Origin of the sequence: Silvibacterium bohemicum (genome assembly GCF_001006305.1) — a bacterium.
GTDB classification, from domain to species: Bacteria; Acidobacteriota; Terriglobia; order Terriglobales; family Acidobacteriaceae; genus Silvibacterium; species Silvibacterium bohemicum.
The window spans coordinates 233,509-256,352 of sequence record NZ_LBHJ01000001.1; the positions used below are offsets into that span (position 1 = coordinate 233,509).

Annotated in this window: 15 protein-coding genes; 10 read left to right on the forward strand and 5 right to left on the reverse strand. The window is 60.9% G+C overall.

The features are described 5' to 3' along the window. Entirely contained in the window at positions 1–1,674 is a 1,674-nt protein-coding gene (locus XX99_RS01055; RefSeq protein ID WP_050057524.1) for a carboxylesterase/lipase family protein, read from the reverse strand. Positions 1,675–1,840: 166 nt separating this feature from the next. Here XX99_RS01055 and murC point away from each other — a divergent pair, with 166 nt between their 5' ends. Continuing rightward, positions 1,841–3,214 (forward strand): UDP-N-acetylmuramate--L-alanine ligase, encoded by a 1,374-nt coding sequence (gene murC, locus XX99_RS01060; RefSeq protein ID WP_050057525.1) that lies wholly within the window; start codon positions 1,841–1,843, stop codon positions 3,212–3,214. Between the two features lie 6 nt (positions 3,215–3,220). Here the strand turns inward: murC and XX99_RS01065 are convergent, their stop codons facing one another. After that, positions 3,221–3,853 (reverse strand): PadR family transcriptional regulator, encoded by a 633-nt coding sequence (locus tag XX99_RS01065; RefSeq protein ID WP_184084460.1) that lies wholly within the window; start codon positions 3,851–3,853, stop codon positions 3,221–3,223. Between the two features lie 66 nt (positions 3,854–3,919). On the opposite strand from XX99_RS01065, the gene XX99_RS01070 reads away from it, so the two are divergent. After that, positions 3,920–5,422, forward strand: coding sequence for a carotenoid oxygenase family protein (locus XX99_RS01070; protein WP_050057527.1), 1,503 nt, complete (start codon positions 3,920–3,922; stop codon positions 5,420–5,422). A gap of 78 nt (positions 5,423–5,500) precedes the next feature. Here the strand turns inward: XX99_RS01070 and XX99_RS01075 are convergent, their stop codons facing one another. Next, positions 5,501–7,951, reverse strand: a complete 2,451-nt coding sequence (locus XX99_RS01075) for an ABC transporter permease (RefSeq protein ID WP_050057528.1) — start codon at positions 7,949–7,951, stop codon at positions 5,501–5,503. Between the two features lie 253 nt (positions 7,952–8,204). Here XX99_RS01075 and XX99_RS01080 point away from each other — a divergent pair, with 253 nt between their 5' ends. The 6 genes from XX99_RS01080 to tsaE all read left to right on the forward strand — a co-directional run bounded on the left by XX99_RS01080 (position 8,205) and on the right by tsaE (position 16,109). Then, positions 8,205–9,410 (forward strand): cell division protein FtsQ/DivIB, encoded by a 1,206-nt coding sequence (locus XX99_RS01080; protein ID WP_050057529.1) that lies wholly within the window; start codon positions 8,205–8,207, stop codon positions 9,408–9,410. Further along, positions 9,407–10,624, forward strand: a complete 1,218-nt coding sequence (gene ftsA, locus XX99_RS01085) for a cell division protein FtsA (protein ID WP_050057530.1) — start codon at positions 9,407–9,409, stop codon at positions 10,622–10,624. The genes XX99_RS01080 and ftsA overlap by 4 nt, the downstream gene beginning before the upstream one ends. 86 nt (positions 10,625–10,710) lie before the next feature. Then, complete coding sequence (ftsZ, locus tag XX99_RS01090; protein WP_050057531.1) at positions 10,711–12,033, forward strand: cell division protein FtsZ; 1,323 nt, start codon at positions 10,711–10,713, stop codon at positions 12,031–12,033. Between the two features lie 379 nt (positions 12,034–12,412). Then, a complete protein-coding gene (locus tag XX99_RS01095) occupies positions 12,413–13,702 on the forward strand; it encodes a penicillin-binding transpeptidase domain-containing protein (RefSeq protein ID WP_050057532.1) in 1,290 nt (429 codons plus the stop codon). Positions 13,703–14,040: 338 nt separating this feature from the next. Continuing rightward, positions 14,041–15,639, forward strand: a complete 1,599-nt coding sequence (locus tag XX99_RS01100) for a bifunctional ADP-dependent NAD(P)H-hydrate dehydratase/NAD(P)H-hydrate epimerase (RefSeq protein WP_050057533.1) — start codon at positions 14,041–14,043, stop codon at positions 15,637–15,639. Further along, positions 15,636–16,109, forward strand: a complete 474-nt coding sequence (tsaE, locus tag XX99_RS01105; RefSeq protein WP_050057534.1) for a tRNA (adenosine(37)-N6)-threonylcarbamoyltransferase complex ATPase subunit type 1 TsaE — start codon at positions 15,636–15,638, stop codon at positions 16,107–16,109. The genes XX99_RS01100 and tsaE overlap by 4 nt, the downstream gene beginning before the upstream one ends. Positions 16,110–16,403: 294 nt before the next feature. Here the strand turns inward: tsaE and XX99_RS01110 are convergent, their stop codons facing one another. Continuing rightward, the gene (locus XX99_RS01110) at positions 16,404–17,483 is read right to left on the reverse strand and encodes a glycoside hydrolase family 43 protein (protein ID WP_231581103.1); all 1,080 of its coding nucleotides are present in this window, start codon (positions 17,481–17,483) and stop codon (positions 16,404–16,406) included. 316 nt (positions 17,484–17,799) lie between these two features. Here XX99_RS01110 and XX99_RS01115 point away from each other — a divergent pair, with 316 nt between their 5' ends. Both XX99_RS01115 and XX99_RS01120 read left to right on the forward strand, forming a co-directional pair. Beyond that, on the forward strand, positions 17,800–20,109 hold the full coding sequence (locus XX99_RS01115) for a GH92 family glycosyl hydrolase (protein ID WP_050057536.1): 2,310 nt from the start codon (positions 17,800–17,802) through the stop codon (positions 20,107–20,109). A 3-nt stretch (positions 20,110–20,112) separates the two neighbouring features. Beyond that, positions 20,113–21,591, forward strand: a complete 1,479-nt coding sequence (locus tag XX99_RS01120; RefSeq protein ID WP_050057537.1) for a glycoside hydrolase family 125 protein — start codon at positions 20,113–20,115, stop codon at positions 21,589–21,591. Between the two features lie 198 nt (positions 21,592–21,789). Here XX99_RS01120 and tdh read toward each other — a convergent pair whose 3' ends face one another. Next, the gene (tdh, locus tag XX99_RS01125) at positions 21,790–22,824 is read right to left on the reverse strand and encodes an L-threonine 3-dehydrogenase (RefSeq protein ID WP_050057538.1); all 1,035 of its coding nucleotides are present in this window, start codon (positions 22,822–22,824) and stop codon (positions 21,790–21,792) included. Positions 22,825–22,844 lie beyond the last annotated feature (20 nt).

The following is a 22,844-nucleotide window of genomic DNA, read 5'->3' on the forward strand; positions in this document are numbered from 1 at the left end:
TTACTTCGACGGGCACGATGACGCTTTGCCGCTGGGCGGCCAGAGCTGCTCGAAGACGCGGAAGGTCGTGTCGGGCAGATCCTTTACGGTGACCGTGTCGCCGAATTCCATGTAAGGTGTCTCGCCATTGGAACCGATGCGCGTCCACTCCGTACTTTCCATCAGCCGCGGATCGCCGGTCCGCGCGAAGTGCAGCCACGCGGTCATCATCTTGTCGGAAAGCCTGTGGTCGGTCGAGTCATAGCGCTCCGGGTGCGCATGGGTGAGGCCGAAAACATAATCGAGCTCCGCGGTGTGAAATGCGCCGGTATTTGCCTTGGCGCTCTCCGGGCCGATGCGCGTGAAGCGATAGAGAAAGGCATGTTCGGCGCGGGCGGTCTCGAAGGCTCCATAAAGAAAGAGCGCATCGGTCACGAGATGATCCGAGGCCGCGTGAATTTTCTCCGGCACTGGTGCGGAATAGAGATCGAGAAGCTGTTTGCCGCACGGTGAGAAGGTCTGCGTGACGTACTCCTGCCACTGCTGTGCGGTTTTCGCGGGCAGGGAATTCACGAAGCTGGTGCCTTCGTCGGTGTTCGTTCCTACCAGAACGGGAATGCGCAGGCCGCGGTTCTCGGTGAAGAGGCGGGCATGCTGATCGGGCACGACGTAGCCATCGACAAAGGCCCACCATGGCGTGTCGACGACGGTTGGATTCTGCGTGTGACCTTCGGGACGCAGCCGGGCATGTCCGCTCCCACTGGGGCCAAAGAGTTTATTCGTGGCTGCCGTAGCACGCGCCATCACCTCGCCGGCAGGAAGCTGGCGCAGCTCGGCGATGGTGGGAGCGATGGCCGTTCCCACCGCCTCCATGTTGGTGAGTCCGCGATAAGGAGCATGCAATTCGGAGTCGGGCGTGAACAGGTCCGAAGGGCTTTCGAGGATCGCCTTGTCGAATGCTGGAGGCGTGTTGCCATTGCCCGCGGCAAGCGGCGAGACCAGTAGATAGCCGATGCTGGTGGCTCCGGCGGACTCTCCAAAGACGGTGATGTTGCGCGCATCGCCGCCGAAGGCTGCAATGTTCTGGCGGACCCAGCGCAGCGCGGCGATCTGGTCCATGAGCCCGTAGTTGCCGGAGGCGTGGTGCGGCGATTCGCGCGTGAGATCGGGATGGGCGAGGAAGCCGAAGACCCCGAGGCGATAGTTGATGCTCACCACCACGGCACCGCGCGTCGCCAGAGCGTTGCCGTTCAGTGGCGAGTCGCTGGCCGAGCCCACGACGAAGCCTCCGCCATGGATATAGACCATCACCGGAGCCGGCGCGACGGGCTTGAGAGAGGGGGTCCAGAGATTCAGCGTGAGGCAGTCTTCGCTCATGGTGCTGTGTGGAAAGTGGATGGAACCATCGACCTGGGTGCACACCGCGCCGTAGTGCGTTGCATCGCGAACCCCGTTCCAGGATGCTGGCGGCTGCGGCTCACGCCAGCGAAGATCACCAGTTGGCGGAGCGGCATAGGGAATCGCCTTAAAGACCAGAATTGGGGAATAGGGCTGCGCGGGTATCCCGGCCAGATCGCCTTGGGCCACGCGGACGACGGTCTTCGCCTCTCCAGGAGCTTCGTCCTGAGCAGCGGCGATGGCAGGCGTAAGGAGGGAGGCGGCGGCGAGCAGATAGCTGACGAAGAGCGGTCGCATGGCGTTATCGGAACAATATTACCCACGTCTCAAAATCGAGACACAGTGCACCCGGCGGGCTCCATTCACAGCAGCACTCTCGCGCTGGGCCGGATGGCGCGCAAAGCGCGCAGATCGCGGGACGCGCAGTGCCGCTGATAGAGTAACGGAAGCGATTAAACCAGTCATGTTTGCAAAAGCGCAGCGCGTACATTTCATCGGCATCGGCGGCATCGGGATGAGCGGGATCGCCGAGATCCTGCTGAACCTCGGCTACCCGGTAAGCGGGTCGGACCTGCGCCGCTCTCCGATCACCGAGCGGCTGGTCTCGCTGGGCGCGACCGTCTTCGAAGGGCACACAGCCGCCAATGTGGTGGGCTCGGGCGTGGTCGTGGCCAGCTCCGCGGTAAACGAGCGCAATCCCGAGGTGGCGGAGGCTCGCACCCGCAAGATTCCGGTGATTGCCCGCGCTGAGATGCTGGCCGAGCTGATGCGGCTAAAGTACGGCATCGCCATCGCCGGCATGCACGGTAAGACCACGACGACTTCGATGATCGCAACGGTGCTGGCGGCCGGCGAACTCGATCCCACGGTGGTGGTTGGCGGCCGAGTCGATGCGCTGGGTTCGAATGCCCGTCTGGGAAAATCGCAGTATCTGGTGGCCGAGGCCGACGAAAGCGACCGGTCGTTCCTGAAGCTGTCGCCGATTCTGTCGGTCGTGACCAACCTGGATCGCGAGCACATGGATTGCTATCGCGATATGGCGGATGTGGAAGACGCCTTCGTCGAATTTATGGACCGTGTTCCGTTCTACGGCGCCTGCGTCGCGTGTCTGGACAATGAGCAGTTAGCGGGCATTCTGCCGCGCGTGCGGCGCCGGGTATTCACCTACGGCGCAACATCGAAAGCCGACTACATCCTGCGTTCCTTGCCGCCTTGCGAAGGAGTGCGGTCGCGCTTCGAAGTAGTGGCGAACGGCAAGGTGATGGGCCCCTTCGATCTCTACGTTCCGGGCATGCACAATGTGTTGAATGCCACCGCCGCAGTCGCCATTGCTTCGCAACTGGAGATTGCACCTGAGGCCATTGCGCTCGGTCTGAAGAATTTCCGCGGCGTCGACCGGCGCTTTCAGATGAAGGGCTGTGTGCGCGAGGTTGCAGTTGTCGACGACTACGGGCATCATCCGACGGAGATTCGCGCGACGCTGCGTGCGGCGAAAGATTGCGGCTATCGGCATGTGCATGTCATCTTCCAGCCACACCGCTACACCCGTACGCACGATTTGATGGAAGAATTTGCCACGTCGTTCGATGACGCGGCTAGCGTCGAGATCCTCGACATCTATGCGGCCAGTGAGGAGCCGATCGAAGGCGTGACGGCTCAGGCGCTGGTGCGCAGGATCGGCCGCGACGGCGTCGAGTACGCGTCATCCGCTGAAGAAGCCGTCGACCGTGTTGTGGCCCGCGCGGAAGAGGGTGATGTGATCCTCACGCTAGGCGCAGGAAGCGTCTCGGGGATCGCTCCGTTGGTATTGGAGAAGCTCGCCGGGACTCGCGGCTAGGGCAGGTTATTCGTCCAGCTCCTTGATAGCCTTGTCCGTGGCTTCGCTCCACTGCAGAAGCGCGCGGCTGACCGCCTGGCCGTAGTGCAGAGTGGCCAGCCAATATGTTTTCTGGGCCTTCGTTGCCTGCAGGGAGAGGATGTAGTCCTCAATCCCGCCATATCTGGCGAGTTCGCCGGCAACCTGGTTGCGGAAGCTCTTGAGCAGGGCGCGCGAATCCTGTGGTTTCACGATGGCGCTGAAGAAAAGCTTCAGCAGCAGCTCATTGTCTTCCGGTCCGGGCAATGCCGGCTGCCGCAGCCACTCCTGCAACGCATGCAGCCCGTTTGCGGTAATGCTGTACAGCTGTTTCTGACGGCCTCCCGCGGTCGGAGTGCTTTTTTCTTCCCGGATGGCACCCTCCGCCAGCAGTTTTTTCAACATTGGATAGATATTGCCGTAGCTCTCGCTCCAGAAGTTCGAGGTGCTGGTCTCGATCTGTTTCTTGATGTCGTAGCCCGATTTCTTGCCCAGGCTGAGCATGCCCAGGACAGCGAAGCGGCTGGCTTTTTCGCGGCTTTGACGGGGATTTCCATCGGATAACGGCAGCTTGGCCTCAGCGGCCGGCTTTTTAGGCGCAGATTTTTTTTCTTTTCCCATTGCCAGCATTATATCGAGCTGATATATATCTATTCAATATATCGACTCGATAGGAGGGTCGACTCCATGAATTCCTCTCTTCTCCATCGTCCATTGCCCACTCTCAACCGCCGTTCGCTGCTTGCCAGCCTTTCCATGCTTACTGCCGCGGGGCTGATCGAGCCGCAGCTGGTCGCCTCCGTTCTTGCTGGAGAACGCGACCTGGGCCGCCTTGCCGTGCAGGCGCCGAGCTCCGAAGGCACGTGGTCCTCGCTGCATGTCGAAGGCGCGATTCCAAAGGATTTAAACGGTACGCTCTACCGCGTCGCGCCAGGACAGAAGACAAACCATGGCGTGCAGCTGCGCCATCTCTTCGACGGCGATGCATTGCTGGTGAAGTATCAGCTGCGCGAAGGCAACGCGACAGTGAGCGCCCGCTTCGTCGAAACGCCCGAGCGTCTGGAAGAAGCCGCCACTGGAACGATGCTTTACAACGAATTTGGTACGCTCGCTCCGGCTCCCGGCAAGGGCGGCAAAAATCAACCCAGCATCAATGTGATCCGCTGGGATGGGCGGCTGCTGGCGCTCTCCGAGGGCGGACACCCCAGCGCGGTGAACGAGCAGACGCTGGCATTTGAAGGCTATTGGGACTTCCATGGCACGCTGCCCAAGGATATGAGCTTCACCGCACATCCCAAGTTCGATCCCGAGACCGGCGTGGGATATGCCTTCGGGACCCACAAAGGACGCGACCTTGCCCTGACCGTTTTTCGCATGGAGCTCGATGGCCGGCTGACTCAGATTGCGTCGCTTCCGCAGCCCGACTACTTCATGGTCCACGACATGCTGCTGGGCAGCGAGCACCTGGTCTTTGTCGTTCCGCCCGTGCATTACGACCTGCCGTCACTCTTCTCCGGGCGCGTCACCCCGGCGGACGCGCTGCGCTACGCGGCCAGTGATCCGACGCGGCTAATCGTTCTGCGCAAAGACGGGACGGGCGAGCCGGTCATTCTCGAACAGCCCGCGGGCATGGTCTTTCACCACGGGAATCTGGCCGAGGCCGGCGACCTCATGACCATGGACAGCCTGCTCAGTCCCGACGCCTCGATTTTTCAACACCTCGCCGCGTGGTCGGAGAGCAATCCTCCCCAGGCGCAGCTTCCGCAACTCACGCGACTTACGCTCGACCTCAAGCAGAAGCGGGTGACCGGACGCAGCGTGATCGGCGAGGGCCAGGAGTTTCCGCGCTTCGACACGCGCATGAGCGGCAAAGCTACGCGGCACCTTTACACGATGCAGGGCGGCGAGAACTTCACCCAGCAAACGCTGGTTCGCCACGATTTCGCCTCGGCAACCACACAGCATGTCGATGCCGGTGCGGGGAATGCCTTCGAAGAGGCGGTGTTCGTGCCGCGGCATGGCAAATCGAGCGAGGATGACGGCTGGCTGCTGCATCAGGGTTACAGCGCCGTGCGCAACGAAACATATTTAGACATTCGCGACGCAGCTACGCTCGATCGTGCTGCGCGGGTGTGGACCGGGCAGCATTTCCCCATCGGATTTCATGGGAATTTTTATTACGACGTGTAGGGCGCGTCAGGCTTCGGAGCGCGTGAACTGTTGGCACCGGCACCTGAAAATCTTCGCGAGAAAAATGCGCGAGTCACCTCATTGCTCGCGCAGGGCGATCATGGGATCTACCTGCGCTGAGCGCCTTGCCGGCAGCCAGCATGCGAATACGGCAACGGCCAATAGCAGCGCGGCCACCAGCAGAGTGCTGAGAAAGTCGACTGAGCCCACACCATAAAGCGTTGAGTGCATCAGTTGCCCCAGCGCAAATGCTCCGATGAGCCCGAGTGCCATTCCGGGCAGAGCCAGCCGAATACCGCCGCGCACCACCATCGCTACCACATCGCTCTTCTGAGCGCCGAGCGCCATGCGCAGTCCCATCTCATGGGTGCGTTGTGCGACGGCGAACGACATTACTCCGTAGATGCCCAGCGCGGCGAGGAGCAGAGCGATTCCGGCGAAGCTTCCGAAGAGCACCATTCCGAAGCGGTCGCTAGTGAGCTGGGATTCGACCACCTCGTTCATGGTTTGCAGATCGGCAACCGTGGTGTTGGGCTCAGCCTGGGCCACGGCAGCGCGCATACCGCTGCTTACGGACCCTGGATCGAGGGCGGTGCGCACCGCGATCGAGAAATACGGCACCGGCACCTGCCACATGGAGACGTAAATAGCAGGTTGTGTCGCGCCGGTGAGATGGTTGTTGTCCAGTACGTCGTGATAGATGCCGACGATTTCAAAGGGGACGATGGCGCCGGGATGGTTTTCGCCCGATCCGGGCAACGCAATGAGAAGACGCTGTTGAAGCGGATCCATGCCGCCCAGATAGCGGCGCACGAAACTCTCGTTGACGATTACGGCGAGCGGCGCGGACTGGACATCGGAATCGTTAAGAAAGCGGCCGCGAAGCAGTCGGATGCCGAATGTCGCGAAGAACCCCGGGGTCACCGCCTGGAGGTCGGCAACCGGTGGATGTTGGGGATCGGCAGGATGGCCGGCGACGGCGAACGGGAAGGAGTCGAAGCCACGCAGGGGCATGTTCGTTGCGAGAACGGCATTCTCGACACCGGGAATCGAGCCGAGCTTGTCGATCAACGCGCGCTGGCGGGCAATGATTTCCTCTGGGGGCGGCGTCGCGTCGCGCTGGTTGCGGCTGATGCTGCGCCGCTGGAGATCTGCGGTCAGCACATGCTCGGGGGTGATGCCGAGGTCGATGCGGCTCAGGTTCCAGAAGCTGTGAAGGGCCATTCCGGCGCCAGCCAGAAGCGTGAGCGCGAGAGCGAACTCCGCAGTCACGAGAATGCCCTGCGTATGATTGCGGTCGCGCCCGGAGATGGAGCGTGAACCCTGCTTGAGGGTTTCGCTGAGGTTGACGCCGGCCGCCTGCCAGGCAGGCGCGCAGCCGAAAAGAATGCCGCCGAGAACACTGAGGCCGATGGCGAAGCAGAGCACCGGCACGTCCACCTGAACGACCGCTTCGGCGGTCTGCCGGACCAGCGGCAGTATGGCCATGCTGAGCTTCATGATCCCCCAGCCCAGGCCGAGGCCAATCGCTCCCCCAAGTATGGAGAGCGTGAGGCTTTCGGTGAGGAGCTGTGCGAAGATCTGCCGCCGGGTGGCGCCGAGAGCAGAGCGTAGAGCCAGCTCCTGCTGCCGGGCCGCTCCGCGCGCGAGCAGCAGGTTGGCCACATTGGCGCAGGCGATGAGCAATACCAGTCCGACCGCGGCCAGCAGCAGCCAGAGATTACGCTCCAGCTTGTGGTCGAGCCAGTCATTATGGAGCGGCTCCACGCTCATGGACCAGTTTTTCGCCTCTGTGGCTCCGTGACGCCGCTCCTCGACGCGATGGTCGATGATGGAGAGCTCGGCTTGCGCCTGCTCCCGAGTGACGCCCGGGCTGAGACGTCCGATGATGTCTCCCCACTCGTTGCTGGTCACACCGGGCTGCGGGGACATGGGCACCGTGAATTGGGTTCCGGGGATGCGGTCGAGAGGGCCGGCGGGGATGACTCCGACCACGGTGTAAGGTTGATCCTCGATCAGAATCGGCTTGCCCAGGATGCTTGGATCGGCGTGGAAGTGCGTCTCCCACAGGCTGTGCGTGAGGAGCACCACATGATCGTTACCCGGAGTGCCTTCACCCGGCAGAAAATCGCGGCCGAGAGCCATGGGCAAGCCGAGCAACTTGGTTATGGAGCCGGGGGTGTTGGCGCGCCCGGCAACTTCCTCAACGGAATGATCTGCGCCGGTGAAGTGGAGAGTCGTCCAGGAGGTGAATCCTAGAATCTGAAAAGAATGGCTCTGCGCAGCGTACTCTGCGTAGATTTCGGCAGGAACGCCGTTGCGCTGGCCCCGGTAATGCTTCCAGGCCACGACGAGCTGATCGGAGTGGGGATAGGGGAGCGGGGACAGAAAGGTAGCCCACACGATGCTGAAGATGGCGACGTTGGGGCCGATGCCGAGCGCCAGGGCCAGGATGGCAATGGCTGTAAATCCCTTATTGCGGGCCAGCATGCGCAGGCCGAATCGCATATCGCGCCAGAGTTTGATCACCGGGAGCAATCCTCAGCCTACAGAAAGCAATCGGAGAGCCGGACTCTGCTGGCGGCAGGCGTTGGAAGGGAAGGCCTTATCCGGTGCCGGAGCGCATCGAGGCTTCTTCGCCTGTCCGAATTTGGTTTGATCAGTCCGGAATTGGACAACACTCCACCCGTTCCCTCTCTTGATTCCTCCCCGATTCGCTATGCGATTCACAAGGGGAGGAAGGCTATAGTCGAGATGGCGACTCTCACGACCTGGCTCGGGCGTGGCGAAAAACGATTCATACTCAACCCGTGGCTCGGCGTACGTCGACGACGATGCGGATGACGCATATTTGCGTCCCGCTCAGCCGTCCGCGGCCCCATCCTCTCGTGCTCGCGCGTCGCGCAATGCGGAGCGCGATGCTTCGCGCGGCCAGGCGTCTGACCGGCTGCTGGACAAAGCTGCCGAAGGGCTGGGGCAGCGCATCGAGGACGATGAGCCCTTTCTGCGCACGCGCCGGCGGGTGCCGGTCAAGAAAGGTCTTCTTCCACTCTGGACCAAAACGCGCTGGGGACGGATTGCGCTGGCAGGAGCCGCGATCGCAGTGCTGGCTGGAGGAGTGGCGCTGGTGTTCTCGGTGAAGAGCTTCTTCGATCACGACCCGTGCTTTCGCATCGACACCGCCTCCTCGATTCAGACCGTCGGCAACAGCCAACTGAGCCGCACCGATCTGCTGTCAGTCTTCGGCTCGGATATCGGACGCAACCTGTTCTATGTGCCGCTGGTGCAGAGGCGAGCCGAGTTGGAGCAGATCCCCTGGGTGCAGCATGCGACCGTCATGCGTCTGCTGCCGAATGAGCTGCGCGTCGCTGTAACGGAGCGGACGCCGATTGCCTTCGTTCGCGTGGCCGATCAGGTCAAGCTGGTCGATGCCGAGGGCGTCATTCTCGATATGCCGCCGGCCATGATGGCCGCCAAACATTTTTCCTTTCCCGTGGTGACCGGGATTCATCCTGGTGATCTGCTGTCGGCGCGTAAGCCGCGCATGCAGATGTACCAAAAGTTTCTCGCCGAGCTGGACGCAAGCGGCGAGAAGCTCTCCGAGCAGATGAGCGAGATCGATCTCTCCGATCCCGAAGATGTGCGCGCCACGGTGCCGGCCAAGAGCACGGACCTGCTGCTGCATTTCGGCGAGCAGAATTTCCTCGCGCGGTATCGCGTGTATCAATCGCATCTGAGCGAGTGGGAGCAGCAATATCCCCGGCTGGCCGCCGTCGATCTGCGCTATGACGGCCAGGTGGTCCTGAAGATGGCGGATGGCAAAACGGGCGATGGCAAAACGGCTGATACGTCGAACACTTCTCCTGCTCCTGCAAAGGCCGATGCCCCGGTAGCGAAGCCCGCGAGCAAACCTGCGACGATGGCTGCTGCGAAATCTATCGCGGCAAAAAAGCACGCGGCTCGGCAACGTCGCGAGGCGCAGCGATGAGCCAGAAGGCGGACAACCTGATTGCCGTGCTCGACGCGGGAAGCTCGAAGACGCGCATGCTTATCGCCGAGCTGAACGACGGCGCGCTCCGCTATCTTGGACACGCCATTGTGGATGCGGCGGGAATGCGCAAGGGCTTGATTGCAGAGTTGAAGCTGGCAGCGGAATCCATCAACAAGGCCGCGACGCTCGCTGAAAAGCGGGCCGACGTCACCATCGAGAAATGCGTAATCTCCATCGGCGGCCCGCACGCGCGCGGCGTGAACAGCCGCGGCGGTATCAGCCTGGGCACGCGTCTGCGCGAGATTACCCGCGAAGATGTGAGAGCCGCGGTGGATCGCGCCCGGAGCGTTTCTCTACCGAATGACCGCGAGGTGATTCACCTGCTGCCGCAGCAGTTCATTCTCGACGAGCAGCCGGGCATTCATGATCCGGTGGGCATGGTAGGCAGCCGCCTCGAGGTGAATCTGCATATCGCCACCTGTTCGGCGAGCGCGCAGCAGAGCGTCGTGACCTGCGCCAACAAGGCCGGGCTGGAAGTGACGGAGACGGTTTTTGAAGCGGTCGCGGCAGCCGAGGCCACCATCTCCGCGGACGAGCGCGAACTGGGCGTATGCCTGATCGATGTCGGAGCCAGCTCGACCGAGCTGATCGTCTTCTTCGAAGGCTCCGTAGCGCACACGTCCGTCATTCCTATCGGAGGCGATCACTTTACGAACGATCTGGCGGTCGGCTTGCACGTTACGCCGCCCGAGGCGGAGTGGGTGAAGTGCCACTACGGCCATGCGGTGGTGACGGCTGTTCCGCAGCTTACGGAGATCGAGCTCAGCGGAATGCCCGGCTTTCAGCCTCGCGTGGTCAAGCAGCGGCTGATCTGCGAGATTCTCGAACCTCGTGCGCGCGAGCTCTTCCACATGCTGCGTGACAACCTCCGCCAGGGTGGAGTACTCGAAGCTTTGGGTGCGGGATGCGTGATGACCGGGGGAGGCGCGCGGCTGCCTGGATTGCTCGATGTGGCCGAGAGCCTGCTGCGCGTGCCGGCGCGGATCGGATCGCCTGTCCCGCTCTCGAAGATGCCGGAAGAGCTGGCGCAGCCGGAGTGCGCGGCGCTGATTGGAACCTTGCTCTATACCCACCGCACCAGCGTGATCCGTGCGGCGGAAGACCATAGCCTGCGCGCCAAGCTGCGCGCCATCTTTGCCGGAAGCTTATAGAAATTCGCAAGAAATCGAACGGAGCAGTTCAAGGGAAACTAGAAAGCGAAAGTCCAACAGGAAATCGAAATCAGGAGTCGAAGCCGATGAGTCATTCAGAAGAAATTCGCATTCAGTATCACGATGAGGTCCCGCGCGGGGCGAAGATCAAGGTCATCGGCGTGGGTGGAGGCGGCGGCAACGCCGTGAACCGCATGATTTCGGCGCGCGTCGAGGGCGTGGAGTTCATCGCCGCCAACACCGACCGCCAGGCGCTGCAGCTTTCGCAGGCGCCGGTCAAGCTGCAGCTGGGCACCAAGCTCACCAGCGGTCTGGGTGCAGGCGCGAATCCCGATGTGGGCCGTCGCGCGGCGCTCGAAGATTCGGAGAAGATCATCGAAGCCCTCGAAGGCGCGGACATGGTCTTCGTCACCGCTGGTCTCGGCGGCGGAACCGGCACCGGCGCAGCTCCGGTGATCGCATCCTTGGCCAGCGAAATGGGCGCACTCACTGTCGCCGTAGTCACGCGGCCTTTCAGCTTCGAAGGCAAGCGGCGTATGGCGCAGGCGGAGCGCGGCATGCAGGAGCTGCTGGATTCAGTCGACACCATGATCGTCATCCCCAACGAGAAGCTGCTGGCGGTGGCGAAAGATGCCGGCTTCTTCGAGTCCTTCCGCATCGCCGACGATGTGCTGCGACAGGGCGTGCAGGGAATTTCCGACATCATCACCATCCCCGGCATCATCAACCGCGACTTCGCCGACGTGAAGACCACCATGGCCGGCATGGGCTATGCGGTGATGGGCACGGCGGTGCGCGCGGGCGAGAACCGCGCCATCGATGCGGCGCAGGCGGCGATGGCCTCTCCGCTGCTCGAAGCGGGCGCCATCGATGGAGCGCGCGGCATTCTGATCAACATCAGCGGATCGAGCTCGCTCAAGCTGAATGAGGTCAACGAGGCCTCGACCCTGATCCAGAACGCGGCGCACGAGGAAGCCAACATCATCTTCGGCGCGGTGCTCGACGAGAGCATGGGCGACGAGGTCAAGATCACAGTGATCGCGACGGGCTTCCGCCAGGGCGAGATGCCGGAGCGCCGCGAGCGCCTGCTGAACGCATCGCTGCGCGAGCCGATTGCTCCCCGGTCAACGATGGGCGGCGTCGAAGTCAGCGCCCGTCCCATTACTCCGCGCTTCGCCAGCGAAGAGACGGACGACGAGCCTGCGTTCGCGACGGCCGTACGCCGTGAGCCGATCCGTGTAGAAGAGCCGCTGTTCGAGAGCTTTTCGGATATGGAGGAGACTGCGCCAGAGGCAGCCGTAGCCATAGCCGAGCCTGCGATGCAGCCGGAGGTGTTTCTTGAGGATCATCACGACGAGAATGGCGAGAGCCTGGACATTCCCGCGTATCTGCGGCGGGGCGGCCTGTAAGCGATTTTTGTTCGAGCATGGGATGGCGTTAGATGCCCGTATTGGGGTCTGGAACGCCATCCCAAAGTGCAACTTTTGATGCAGAAATGGCTTTTCCGAGACATTTGGTTACCAAAAAGAATTACTCTAAAGTAAAGTGAAGCAATTCACCCCGTACGCTCGTACTTGTTCCGATCGTTAGGTCGACGTTCTTTTACCGAGAACATCCGCGATTTTCTCGTGTTGTTAGTAGTTGAGACGATGTGTAGAACAGCAATCCCCGTTCGGCTCGTTTTTCTTCCGGGGATGTCACGTTAAGTAGCCATATTTCAATGGTTTTACCAGGCTGTTCTGTGGGCAAGATGGAGCAGAGGTGTCTGGGCCTCAGGGTTTGATATCGATGAAACGCCTCTTTTTATTCGTATTTTCGCTTGCCCTCCTGGGCTCCTCCTTCTGCTTCGCCGAGTCGGCGACGACGCATCGCCCTGTACGCCGGAGAGCGCATGTGCATGAGTCGGCGGCAGCGCAAAGGCATATTTCCAGCCTGCAGCACAGCCGGAGAGTGGCTTCGATCCGCACCGCATCGGTCCGGACCACATCCATGCGCACAGCTTCGATTCGTGGCGCGTCGGTTCGCGGCGGCGCTCGCCTGCGCCGTGCCAGCCTGGTCGTTCGTCGCGGCGGCTATGAACGCTTCTATGCCAGCTCTTTTACGGATACCGATCAGACCATCGGCGATGTGACGGCCGGGGAAGATCCGGTGGTCCGCGAGGCCGCGATTGCCGCGCTCGGCAATATGAACGGCACGGTGGTTGCGATCGATCCCAGCAATGGCCGCATCCTGGCCATGGTCAACCAGAAGCTGGCCCTGTCGAGTGGCGCTGAGCCCTGCTCGACCATCAAGGTTTCCGTCGCGCTGGCTGCCCTGGAAGAGGGCATCATCACCAAGGACACGCCGGTCAATCTGGGCGGTTCGTATCACGTAAATCTGACCGAGGCGCTGGCGCTCTCGATCAATCCATATTTTGAGACGCTGGGCCGTCGCCTTGGCTTCGAACGCGTCCGCCACTATGCCAACGAATTCGGGCTGGGCGAGCTGGCCGGCTACAACATTCCCGGCGAGCAGCTCGGTGTCTATCCCGATCAGCCGTTGCCCGACGATCGCGGCGGCGTAGGCCGCATGTGCTCCTTCGGTGAGAGCGTCTCCATGACGCCGCTGCAGCTAGGCGCTCTGGTGGCTTCGATTTCAAACGGCGGAACCCTCTATTATCTGCAGCATCCGACCACGCCCGACCAGGTCTTGAACTTCCAGCCCCGCATCAAGCGCACCCTGGACATTGCCCGGCTGATTCCCGAAATTCAGGATGGCATGCATGGCGCCGTCCAGTATGGCACTGCTCGCTCGCTGAAGGCCAACTTCAATCAGTTCCCGGTGATGGGCAAGACCGGCACCTGCTCCAACAACGGCACGCGCTTCGGCTGGTTCGCCTCCTACGCGGACACGCAGTACGGACGCATCGTCACCGTCATCTTCCTCGAAGGCGGACGGCCCACCTTCGGCCCCAAGGCGGCGGAGCTGACTGGCCATTTCTACCGCAATCTCTGGGATCACAGCTACTTCGCAGCCAAGCAGCCGACCGAGACTGCTAATCCCGCGATGGGTGCTCCCGCCCAGGGCATCCCTCAGTAAAACTTCCTCTCGTAACGCAAAAACGGCCTCCTCTTGTGGAGGCCGTTTGCTTGCTGAGAAAGTCGTGGTCTTGGAAGGGTACGGCCTTCAGCAGTAAATAAATCAAGCAACTTTCTCTTGAAGGGTACGGCCTTCAAGCCGTACGTAAATCAAGCAAAAGGAGTGCGGCTTCAGCCGCTGAGGGAACGCCCGCTCAGCCTCCCGCGCGGAGGCCGTTATCTATCGGGCGAAAGCTCCACATCTCAAAAACGGGACCTGGGCAAAAGGATTTCTTTCGGCCCCGCTGTGAATACCCTCCACGCTTTCGTGCATCTTGGATCAGATAGGATGCTTTCGTGATGAAGATTTTGACGGCAGAAGAGATGCGCGCGACCGATCGCGTGACGGTGGAGAAGTTTGGCGTTGCCTCGATCGACCTGATGCGCCACGCCGGAGCGGCGGTGGCGCGCTTTGTGGAGCGCGAATACGCCGGCTGCCGGCGGATCGTCGCGCTGTGCGGCAAAGGCAACAACGGCGGCGATGGCTTTGTTGCCGCCCGCAATCTAGCCGCGAGCGGCTGCGAGGTGCAGGTGTTGCTCATAGGCTCTCCGGAAGATCTGAAAGGCGACGCCAAGACTGCATTCGACGAGATGGGCATTGCGCCGGTTGTCATTGGGAGCGATGCTGATCTCGAGAGCAGCGAAGTCCGAAAGATTCTTGAGAATGCGGAGCTGATTCTTGACGCGGTAGTCGGCACGGGATTCAAGCCTCCCCTGCGCGGCATCGCTGCTACACTGCGCGATCGCCTGAATGCGATGACGACTCCGGTGATCGCGGTCGACCTGCCTTCGGGGTGGGACGCGGATTCGCGGGAGTTCAACGCTGAGGGCGCCTATCGCGCCGATGCCGTCGTAACCTTTACCGCTCCCAAGCTGGCTCACGTCTGCGGCGATCTGACCGGCGGCGTCTATGGAGCGATTGTCGTCGCTCAGATCGGTTCGCCGGAAGGGGCAATCCAGTCTGATTTGAATCTCAGCTGGGCGGGCGCATTTAAACAAATCACAGACGCGCCGCGCAAGGCCGACAGCAACAAGGGCATGTACGGCCACGTTTTGCTGATCGGCGGCGCGAGGGGCAAATCGGGCGCGCCTTCCATGGCGTCGCTTGCCGCCCTGCGGACAGGCGCGGGACTGGTGACGGCTGCCGTCGCCGAGTCCATTCTTCCCGAGGTTGCGGGTGTTACGCCTGAGCTGATGACCATCGCATTGAAGGAAGCGGCAGATGGTTCCATCGATTCCGATCACGTCGACTTCGATGAGCTGCTCGATAGGATGACTGTACTGGCCATCGGGCCGGGATTGGGTCAGAGCCTGGCTGCCGAAGACTTGGTGCTGAAGCTGTTGGAGAAGGCAAAGGTTCCACTGGTGCTCGACGCCGATGCGCTGAATATTCTGGCCAGGCATTCAGAGAAGATCGATGGCAGAGGCCGGGCGATGGTGCTGACGCCGCATCCCGGGGAGATGGCGCGCCTGGCTCGGATCAGCACCAGGGAAGTGCAGGCAAACCGCGAGCCGCTGGCGCGGGAATTTGCTATTCGTCATCAAGTAACACTGGTGTTAAAAGGCTGGCGTACACTCATAGCGCATCCGGACGGTTCGATGGCCATCAACACCACGGGCAATCCGGGAATGGCGAAGGGCGGCAGCGGCGACATCCTTACCGGAATCGTTGCGGCCATGGTGGCGCAGCATCCGGACCGGATTGCCGACGCAGTGAATGCGGCGGTCTATCTGCATGGCTTGGCTGCCGATCTGGCAGTGCGCGAGCAGGATGAACACACGCTGCTGGCGACGGATACGGTAGCGCATCTGTGGCGCGCTTTCCGCTTTCGTCCACAGGATGCAGCGGGCTATGTTTGGGTGCAGGGCTTACCTCGATCCACAGTGGAGAAGCGATGACGACAGAGACGGCGAAGGTTCACGAATATCAAAGCTCGAGCGCTGCGGAGACCATTCGCGTCGGTCATCAGATCGCCAAATTTTTGAATCCACCGAAGTTTTTGATCCTGCGCGGCGATCTGGGAGCAGGGAAGACCACGCTGGTGAAGGGCATTGCCGAAGCGCTGGACGCGGCCGCTCCGGACGAGGTGACCAGCCCGACCTTCACGCTGATCCACGAATACGAAGGCACACAGGGTTCGGATGGCCACAAGATCCCGGTCAAGCTCTACCATCTCGATCTCTACAGGATCGAGGGCGAGCGCCAGCTCGATACGCTGGGCATCGATGAGCTGGCCGCTCCGGACAGCATCGTTCTGGTGGAGTGGGGAGAGAAATTTCCCAGTGTGGTCAAGCGCAGCCAGGGCGAGATCGTGATGCTCTCGGCGGGCGGAGACGCGCGCAAGATCACCCTTACGCTCAAAGATTAGTCTCCTGAGTCATTGATTTCTTGCACAAATTTTGTCATCCCGACCGTAGCGAAGCGAAGTGGAGGGACCTGCAGTTTCCCTCAAGCTCTCTGCCATTACAGAGCTGGTAAATATACGGCGCACTTCTGACTCAGGAGACTAGAGTCAGCGCCGGGTCTTCGGAATAAATCGTCATTCTGGCGATCAGGGCGAGGAAGAATCTCAGCGATGCGGCAATGACCTGCTGAGATCCTTCACGTCTGCCCAACAAGCGAATGTTACGTGTGCTGGAAGCCCGCAGCTGCGCACTTGCCGTCATGGCTGGGCGGCAAGCTTGACTAGATCGGGTGACGCCAGCCGCGTATCGTTCAGGTGCACGCGAAAGTGATGCGGCAGAAAGATCACCTGCGGTGTCCAGGTCGCGGTCAGGTTGATTACCTCGTGATCGAAGGTCAGCGGCGTGATCACCAGATGCGGCTGCTGTCCTTTTCCCTTCAGGTAGCCGTGACAGCCGAACCATAGATTTCCATCGGGACCGATGAATGGCGTGCCGTGGCCGAGCTGCCCGTAGGGGACAGACGCGGCCTGCGTGTATTCGTGCTTGTAGATCCTGCTCCAATCCTCGTCCTGCGCACCGTAGACGGGATTGTTGTGGTACTTGAGCCAGGGGCCGGTGATCCTGGGTGCGGTGGCATAGCCTTCTTCGTAGCCGCGGCCCCACGAGGCGTAGAGCAGGTAGTAGTTGTGGTCGTGCTTGAACACCGAAGGACCTTCGACGCCAACTTGCGGACCGCCGGGGCCGGTGCCGTCCCACGCTGAGTCGGGGCCGCGTTCGATGACGTTGAAGGCCGAGCCGATCGTTGCCGCGTCTCCCAGATCTACCTGGATCGCTGAGATGCCGGCGCGAAAGAGATAAACCTTGCCGTCGTCATCCTGGAAGAGCGTCGCGTCATTGCCATCGGTCAGGGGAGCATCTTCGGTGAGCACGCGATAGGGGCCGGCGATCTTGTCCGCTACTGCCAGTCCAACCGCTGCCGCGCTGTCGGGACTCTCTCCCGAGGAACAGCTGAAGGTCAGGTACCACTTGCCTTTGTATGGAAAGAGTTCGGGCGCATGAAAGCCGCGCTTGTACCAGTGATCTTTACTGGGCGTGATCAGCAGGGATACGAATTTCCATTCGGTGAGATTGGTCGACGACCACAGCTTGACCCCCGGAATCGGCCCCTGCGAAGTTCCTTCCACAAAGGGAGATGCGGTCCCGGTCATGTACCAGGTCTTGCCCACCTTGACGATCTGAGGATCGCGAATGGGCTCAGTCTGAATAGGGTTTTCGTAGTCGAAGTGGGGGTCTTTGCTGCTGGCCCATGCGCTGCCCACGGCGATTACAAAAAGCACGAAAGCCGGCAGGAGACTTCGAACCGGCGAACGAAATTTCCAAGACAATCTCAGATACCTCAAACCTGCAGATGCAGCAAGCACAGATCGGAATCGAATTCAACGATCCGGATCGGCGCTGTTTCCAGATTAGATGAAATACTTCGGGGAGTGGACGCAGCTCGCTTTATCCTTTCTGCGCCTTCGCAGTCATACAATAAGGTCAGAACGGTCTGATGGCTGGAAACTGTCGTCTGGTTGCGGAATTTTTAGCTTCCGTAACCGTTATGATAACGATATCAGCCCCCTGTCCGCCACAGAAAGGATCTACTGCTGCATGGTTTCTCGACGCACCTTCCTCGAATTGATGTCTCTCACTGCCTGCAAGGATCTCATCGCTGCACCACTGCTCAAAGGCGCTCGCTCAGCATCGGACGAGGATGTGACGCAGTACGTAAATATCGCGGTTGGAACCGGCGGTCACGGGCACACATATCCTGGCGCGACCGTTCCCTTCGGGGCGGTGCAATTGAGTCCGGATACATTCAACTCCGGTTGGGACTGGTGCTCGGGCTATCATTTCTCCGATAGCTCGATCATGGGCTTCAGCCACACACATCTCAGCGGCACCGGCTGCGGCGATCTGCTCGATGTGCTGTTGATGCCATGCGTGGGCGAGGTGAAGCTCGATCCAGGTACACGCGAAAATCCGGAGAGCGGATACCGCTCGCGCTTCTCGCACGCCGATGAGATCACGCGGCCCGGCTACTATTCCGTCCGCCTCAAGGACTACGACGTTCTCGCGGAACTGACGGCGACCGAACGCACCGGCCTTCACAAGTACACCTTCCCGGCCAGCGACAAGAGCCATTTCATCCTGGACTGGAGCCACTCATACGCCGATCCCAAGAACCCTGTTGTCGACGCGAACCTCTCGGTAGTCGGTGAGGACACGATCGTCGGCGGAAGAACCGTCAACTCCTGGGCCAATGGACGGAAGATTTTCTTCGCCATGCAGTTCTCCAAGCCCTTCGAGAAGTTGCAGCTGGTTGCGGATGGTACGACGCAGCCGGAAACCGCGCGCGAGCTCAAAGGCGTAGCGCTCAAAGCTGTGTTGCACGTGACTACCGCCAGGAATGAAATCGTATATGTGAAGACCGGCATCTCCGCGGTGAGCGCCGAGAACGCGCTCAAGAATCTCCGCGCCGAGCAGCCGGGCTGGAACTTCGATGCAACGCGCATGAGCGCGCACGACTCGTGGCAGACGGAGTTGAGCCGCATTCGCATCGAGGGTGGCGACAGCAAGCAGAAGGAAATCTTCTATTCGTCGCTGTATCACATGATGGTTGCGCCAACCCTGATGGATGACGTGGACGGCAGCTATCGCGGCATGGACGACCAGATCCATCAGCTCGATCCCGGGCAGCACAACTACAGCAGCTACTCGCTGTGGGATACCTATCGCGCCCTGCATCCGGCCTTCACCTTGTTCCAGCCGCAGCGTGTGCCGTCGCTGGTCAACTGCCTGATTACCATGGCCGAGCAGAGCCCCGCGGGCATGCCGGTATGGCCGCTGCAGGCGCGGGAGACGGGCACCATGACCGGCTATCATTCGGCGTCGGTGATGGCCGAAGCCTGCGTGAAGAAGTTCGAGGGCATCGATTACCAGCGCGCCTACAAGGCAATGCGCAAACGTGCGATGGACGATAACTATCGCGGCCTGGGCTACTATCGCGAGTTTGGATACATCCCCGCCGATCTCGAAGAAGAATCGGTCAGCAAGACGCTCGAATATGACTACGGTGATTGGGCCTGCTCGCAGGTTGCACAATCCATCGGACGGACTGACGATGTTGAGCTGCTCAAGAAGCGCTCGCGGAACTATCAGCATCTCTTCGATCCTCAGACCAAGTTCATCCGCGCCAAGCTGCGCGATGGGCAGTGGGCAACGCCGTACGACCCGAAGGAGATGGGCCACTCGAAGAAGTGGCGCGACTACACCGAGTCGAATTCCTGGGAGTCGACCTTCGGCGTGCAGCATGACGTGAAGTCGTACATCGAGCTCTTCGGCGGTCGCGAGGCCTTCGTCGCGAAGCTCGATAACCTCTTCAACCAGAGCTCGGAGTTGCCGGCAGATGCGCCGCCGGATATCGCCGGACTGATAGGCATGTACGCGCACGGCAACGAGCCCTGCCACCACATGGCATATCTCTACCTGTATGCGGGCCAGCCGCACAAGACGCAGGAGCGCATACGCATGCTGCTCGACACCATGTATCGCAACGAGCCCGATGGTCTTGCCGGCAATGAAGATTGCGGCCAGATGTCGGCATGGTATGTGATGAGTGCGATGGGGCTTTACGCTGTCGATCCGGTGAGCGGCAACTATGTCTTCGGCTCACCGCTCTTCGATCGCGCAACGGTCAATCTCGGCGGCGGCCACGAGCTGGTCATCGAGGCGAAGCGGAAATCGCCGGACGAGAAGTACATCAAGGCTGTGACCATTAATGGCGAGAAGCACGACCGGCTCTGGGTCTCGCATGCGGACATCGCCAAGGGCGCAAAGATCGTTTTCACCATGAGCAGCGAGCCGGATCTCAAGCTCGGAACGGCAGAGAGCGTTGCTCCGCCATCGCTCGAGGTCTAGACGATGGAGGAACGAAAGAACGCAGCAGCTTCCTCAGGCATCACCCGGCGCGACCTTCTTCGTGGAGGTCTCGCCGTAGGTGCGGCCAGCGTTACGAGCCACTCACTTTTTGCTGCGCAGGACAGCGCATCTCCCGTGTTGCACGAGCGTCCGGCCGTGGCCGACAGGCGTTTTCGCAGCACCGCCGTCGAAGAGACCATTGCTCAGGTGAAGGCACAGATCGCCGATCCGCAACTGGCGGTCATGTTCGAGAATTGCCTTCCCAACACGCTGGATACCACGGTGTCTCCCGATGTGTTTGGAGGCAAGCCCGACACCTTTGTCATCACCGGCGACATCGATGCGATGTGGATGCGCGACTCTTCCGCGCAGATGTGGCCCTATCTGCAGTTCTGCAAGCAGGACCCTCATCTGGCCGATCTGATCGAAGGCATGATGCATCGGCACGCGCGCTGCATCGCTCTCGATCCCTATGCGAATGCGTTTCTGCGTTCGCCATCGGAGACTCCGCTCTCCTGGAGCGTTCACGACGATACCGAGATGAAGCCGGGTGTCGGCGAGCGCAAGTGGGAGGTCGACTCTCTGTGCTATCCCATCCGCCTTGCGCATGGATACTGGCAGGCCACAGGAAACGTTCGCCCCTTCGATGCCGAATGGAAGCAGGCCGCGCAGAGCATCGTGAAGACATTTCGTGAGCAGCAGCGCAAGGCCGATCACGGCCCCTATCACTTCCAGCGCGCTTCCCCGACTCCCACCGAGACGTTGGCGCTGGGCGGCTATGGCAATCCCGCGCTGCCGGTGGGCATGATCTTCTCCATGTTCCGCCCGTCCGACGATGCCTGCATCTATCCGCTCTTCGTGCCGGCGAATCTGTTCGCGGTGCAAAGCCTGCAGCAGCTTGCCTCGATTGCCGATCAGGTCTATCACGATCCGGCCTTCGCGCAGGAATGCCATCAGCTTGCATCGGAGGTCTCAGCTGCGTTGGAACGCTACGGGCGAGTGCGCCACGGCGATCACGGCACTATCTGGGCTTACGAGGTTGATGGCTACGGCGGCACGTCGCTGATGGACGACGCCAATGCTCCGGGAATCCTTTCGCTGGTCTATCTCGGATGCAGCGAGCGCAACGATCCGCTCTATCGCGCCTCGCGCAGCTTCGTGCTCAGCAAGGGCAACCCTTACTTCTTCGCGGGCACGGCTGCGGAGGGAATCGGCGGACCGCACCAGGGGCTGGATTACATCTGGCCGATGTCGATCGTCTTCCGCGCCTTTTCTTCAACCAGCGATGCGGAAACCCTGCAATGCCTGCGCTGGCTGCGCAACACGACCGCGGGAACAAACTTCATGCACGAGTCGTTTCACAAGGACGATCCGGCCAAATACACACGCCCCTGGTTCGCCTGGGCCAACGGGCTGTTTGGCGAACTGATTCTGCATCTGGCGAAGACCTCGCCAGCGCTTTTGCGGCAGAACCTGAGCTGACAGACGCGCAGAACTCAAGTCAACACGTCATTCTGACAACCAACGGGAGGAAGAATCTCAGCTCTGTTTGCATACCAACGGAGCTGAGATTCTTCACTTCACCACCCCAACACGCGAACATCGCGCGTGTCGGGGACCCCGGATCGTTCAGAATGACGTGGCTATCAGTCAGAATGACAGCGGAGGTGAGGTGGGCGGCTAAACCGTCCAGTCCAGAATCACTTTGCCGGAGTTGCCGCTGCGCATGGCCTGGAATCCTTCATCGAAATCCTGCCATGCAAAGCGATGCGTGATGACCTTGCCGATATCGAGTCCGGACTGCAGCATCGCCGTCATCTTGTACCAGGTCTCGTACATCTCGCGGCCATAGATGCCGCGAATGGTGAGTTGATTGAAGATGACTTTGTTCCAGTCGATCGACATCTCCGAAGGGGAAGGAATGCCGAGCATCGCGACCTTCGCGCCGTGGCTGAGGCTGGCCAGCATATCGGAAAACGCTCTTGAATTGCCGGACATCTCCAGGCCTACGTCGAAGCCCTCCTGCATGTCCAGATCGTCTTGCACCTGCTGCAGTGTGGTCTCGCGCGGATCGATGGCTCGCGTGACTTTCGCCGCCTTGATCGCGAGTTCGCGGCGATAGGGATTCAGGTCGGTGATGACCACGTTGCGTGCACCAGCATGGCGAGCGACGGCCGCGGCCATGATGCCGATGGGACCGGCTCCGGTGACCAGCACATCTTCACCGAGGACAGGGAAGGCCAGCGCCGTGTGCACCGCGTTGCCGAAGGGATCGAAGATGGCGGCCACTTCGAGAGGAATTTCGGGAGCATGCCGCCAGATATTCGTCATGGGCAGCACGATGTATTCGGCGAATGCGCCGGCGCGATTCACCCCCACGCCCTGGGTATGCGCGCAAAGATGGCGACGTCCGGCGAGGCAGTTGCGGCAGCGTCCGCAGACTACATGGCCCTCACCGCTGACGCGATCGCCGGGGCGAAAGTCGGTGACGTTGAAGCCTACCTCGACGATCTCGCCGACGAATTCGTGCCCGATGACCAGAGGAACGGGGATGGTCTTCTGCGACCACTCGTCCCATAAATAGATGTGGAGATCGGTTCCGCAAATGCCGGCAGCCAGCACGCGAATTTTGACGTCGTTGATGCCGATTTCCGGCTCGGGCACGTCCTCGATCCACAGACCGGGCTTGGCGTAAGACTTTACAAGTGCCTTCATTCAGTCAGCCTTCAAAAGTT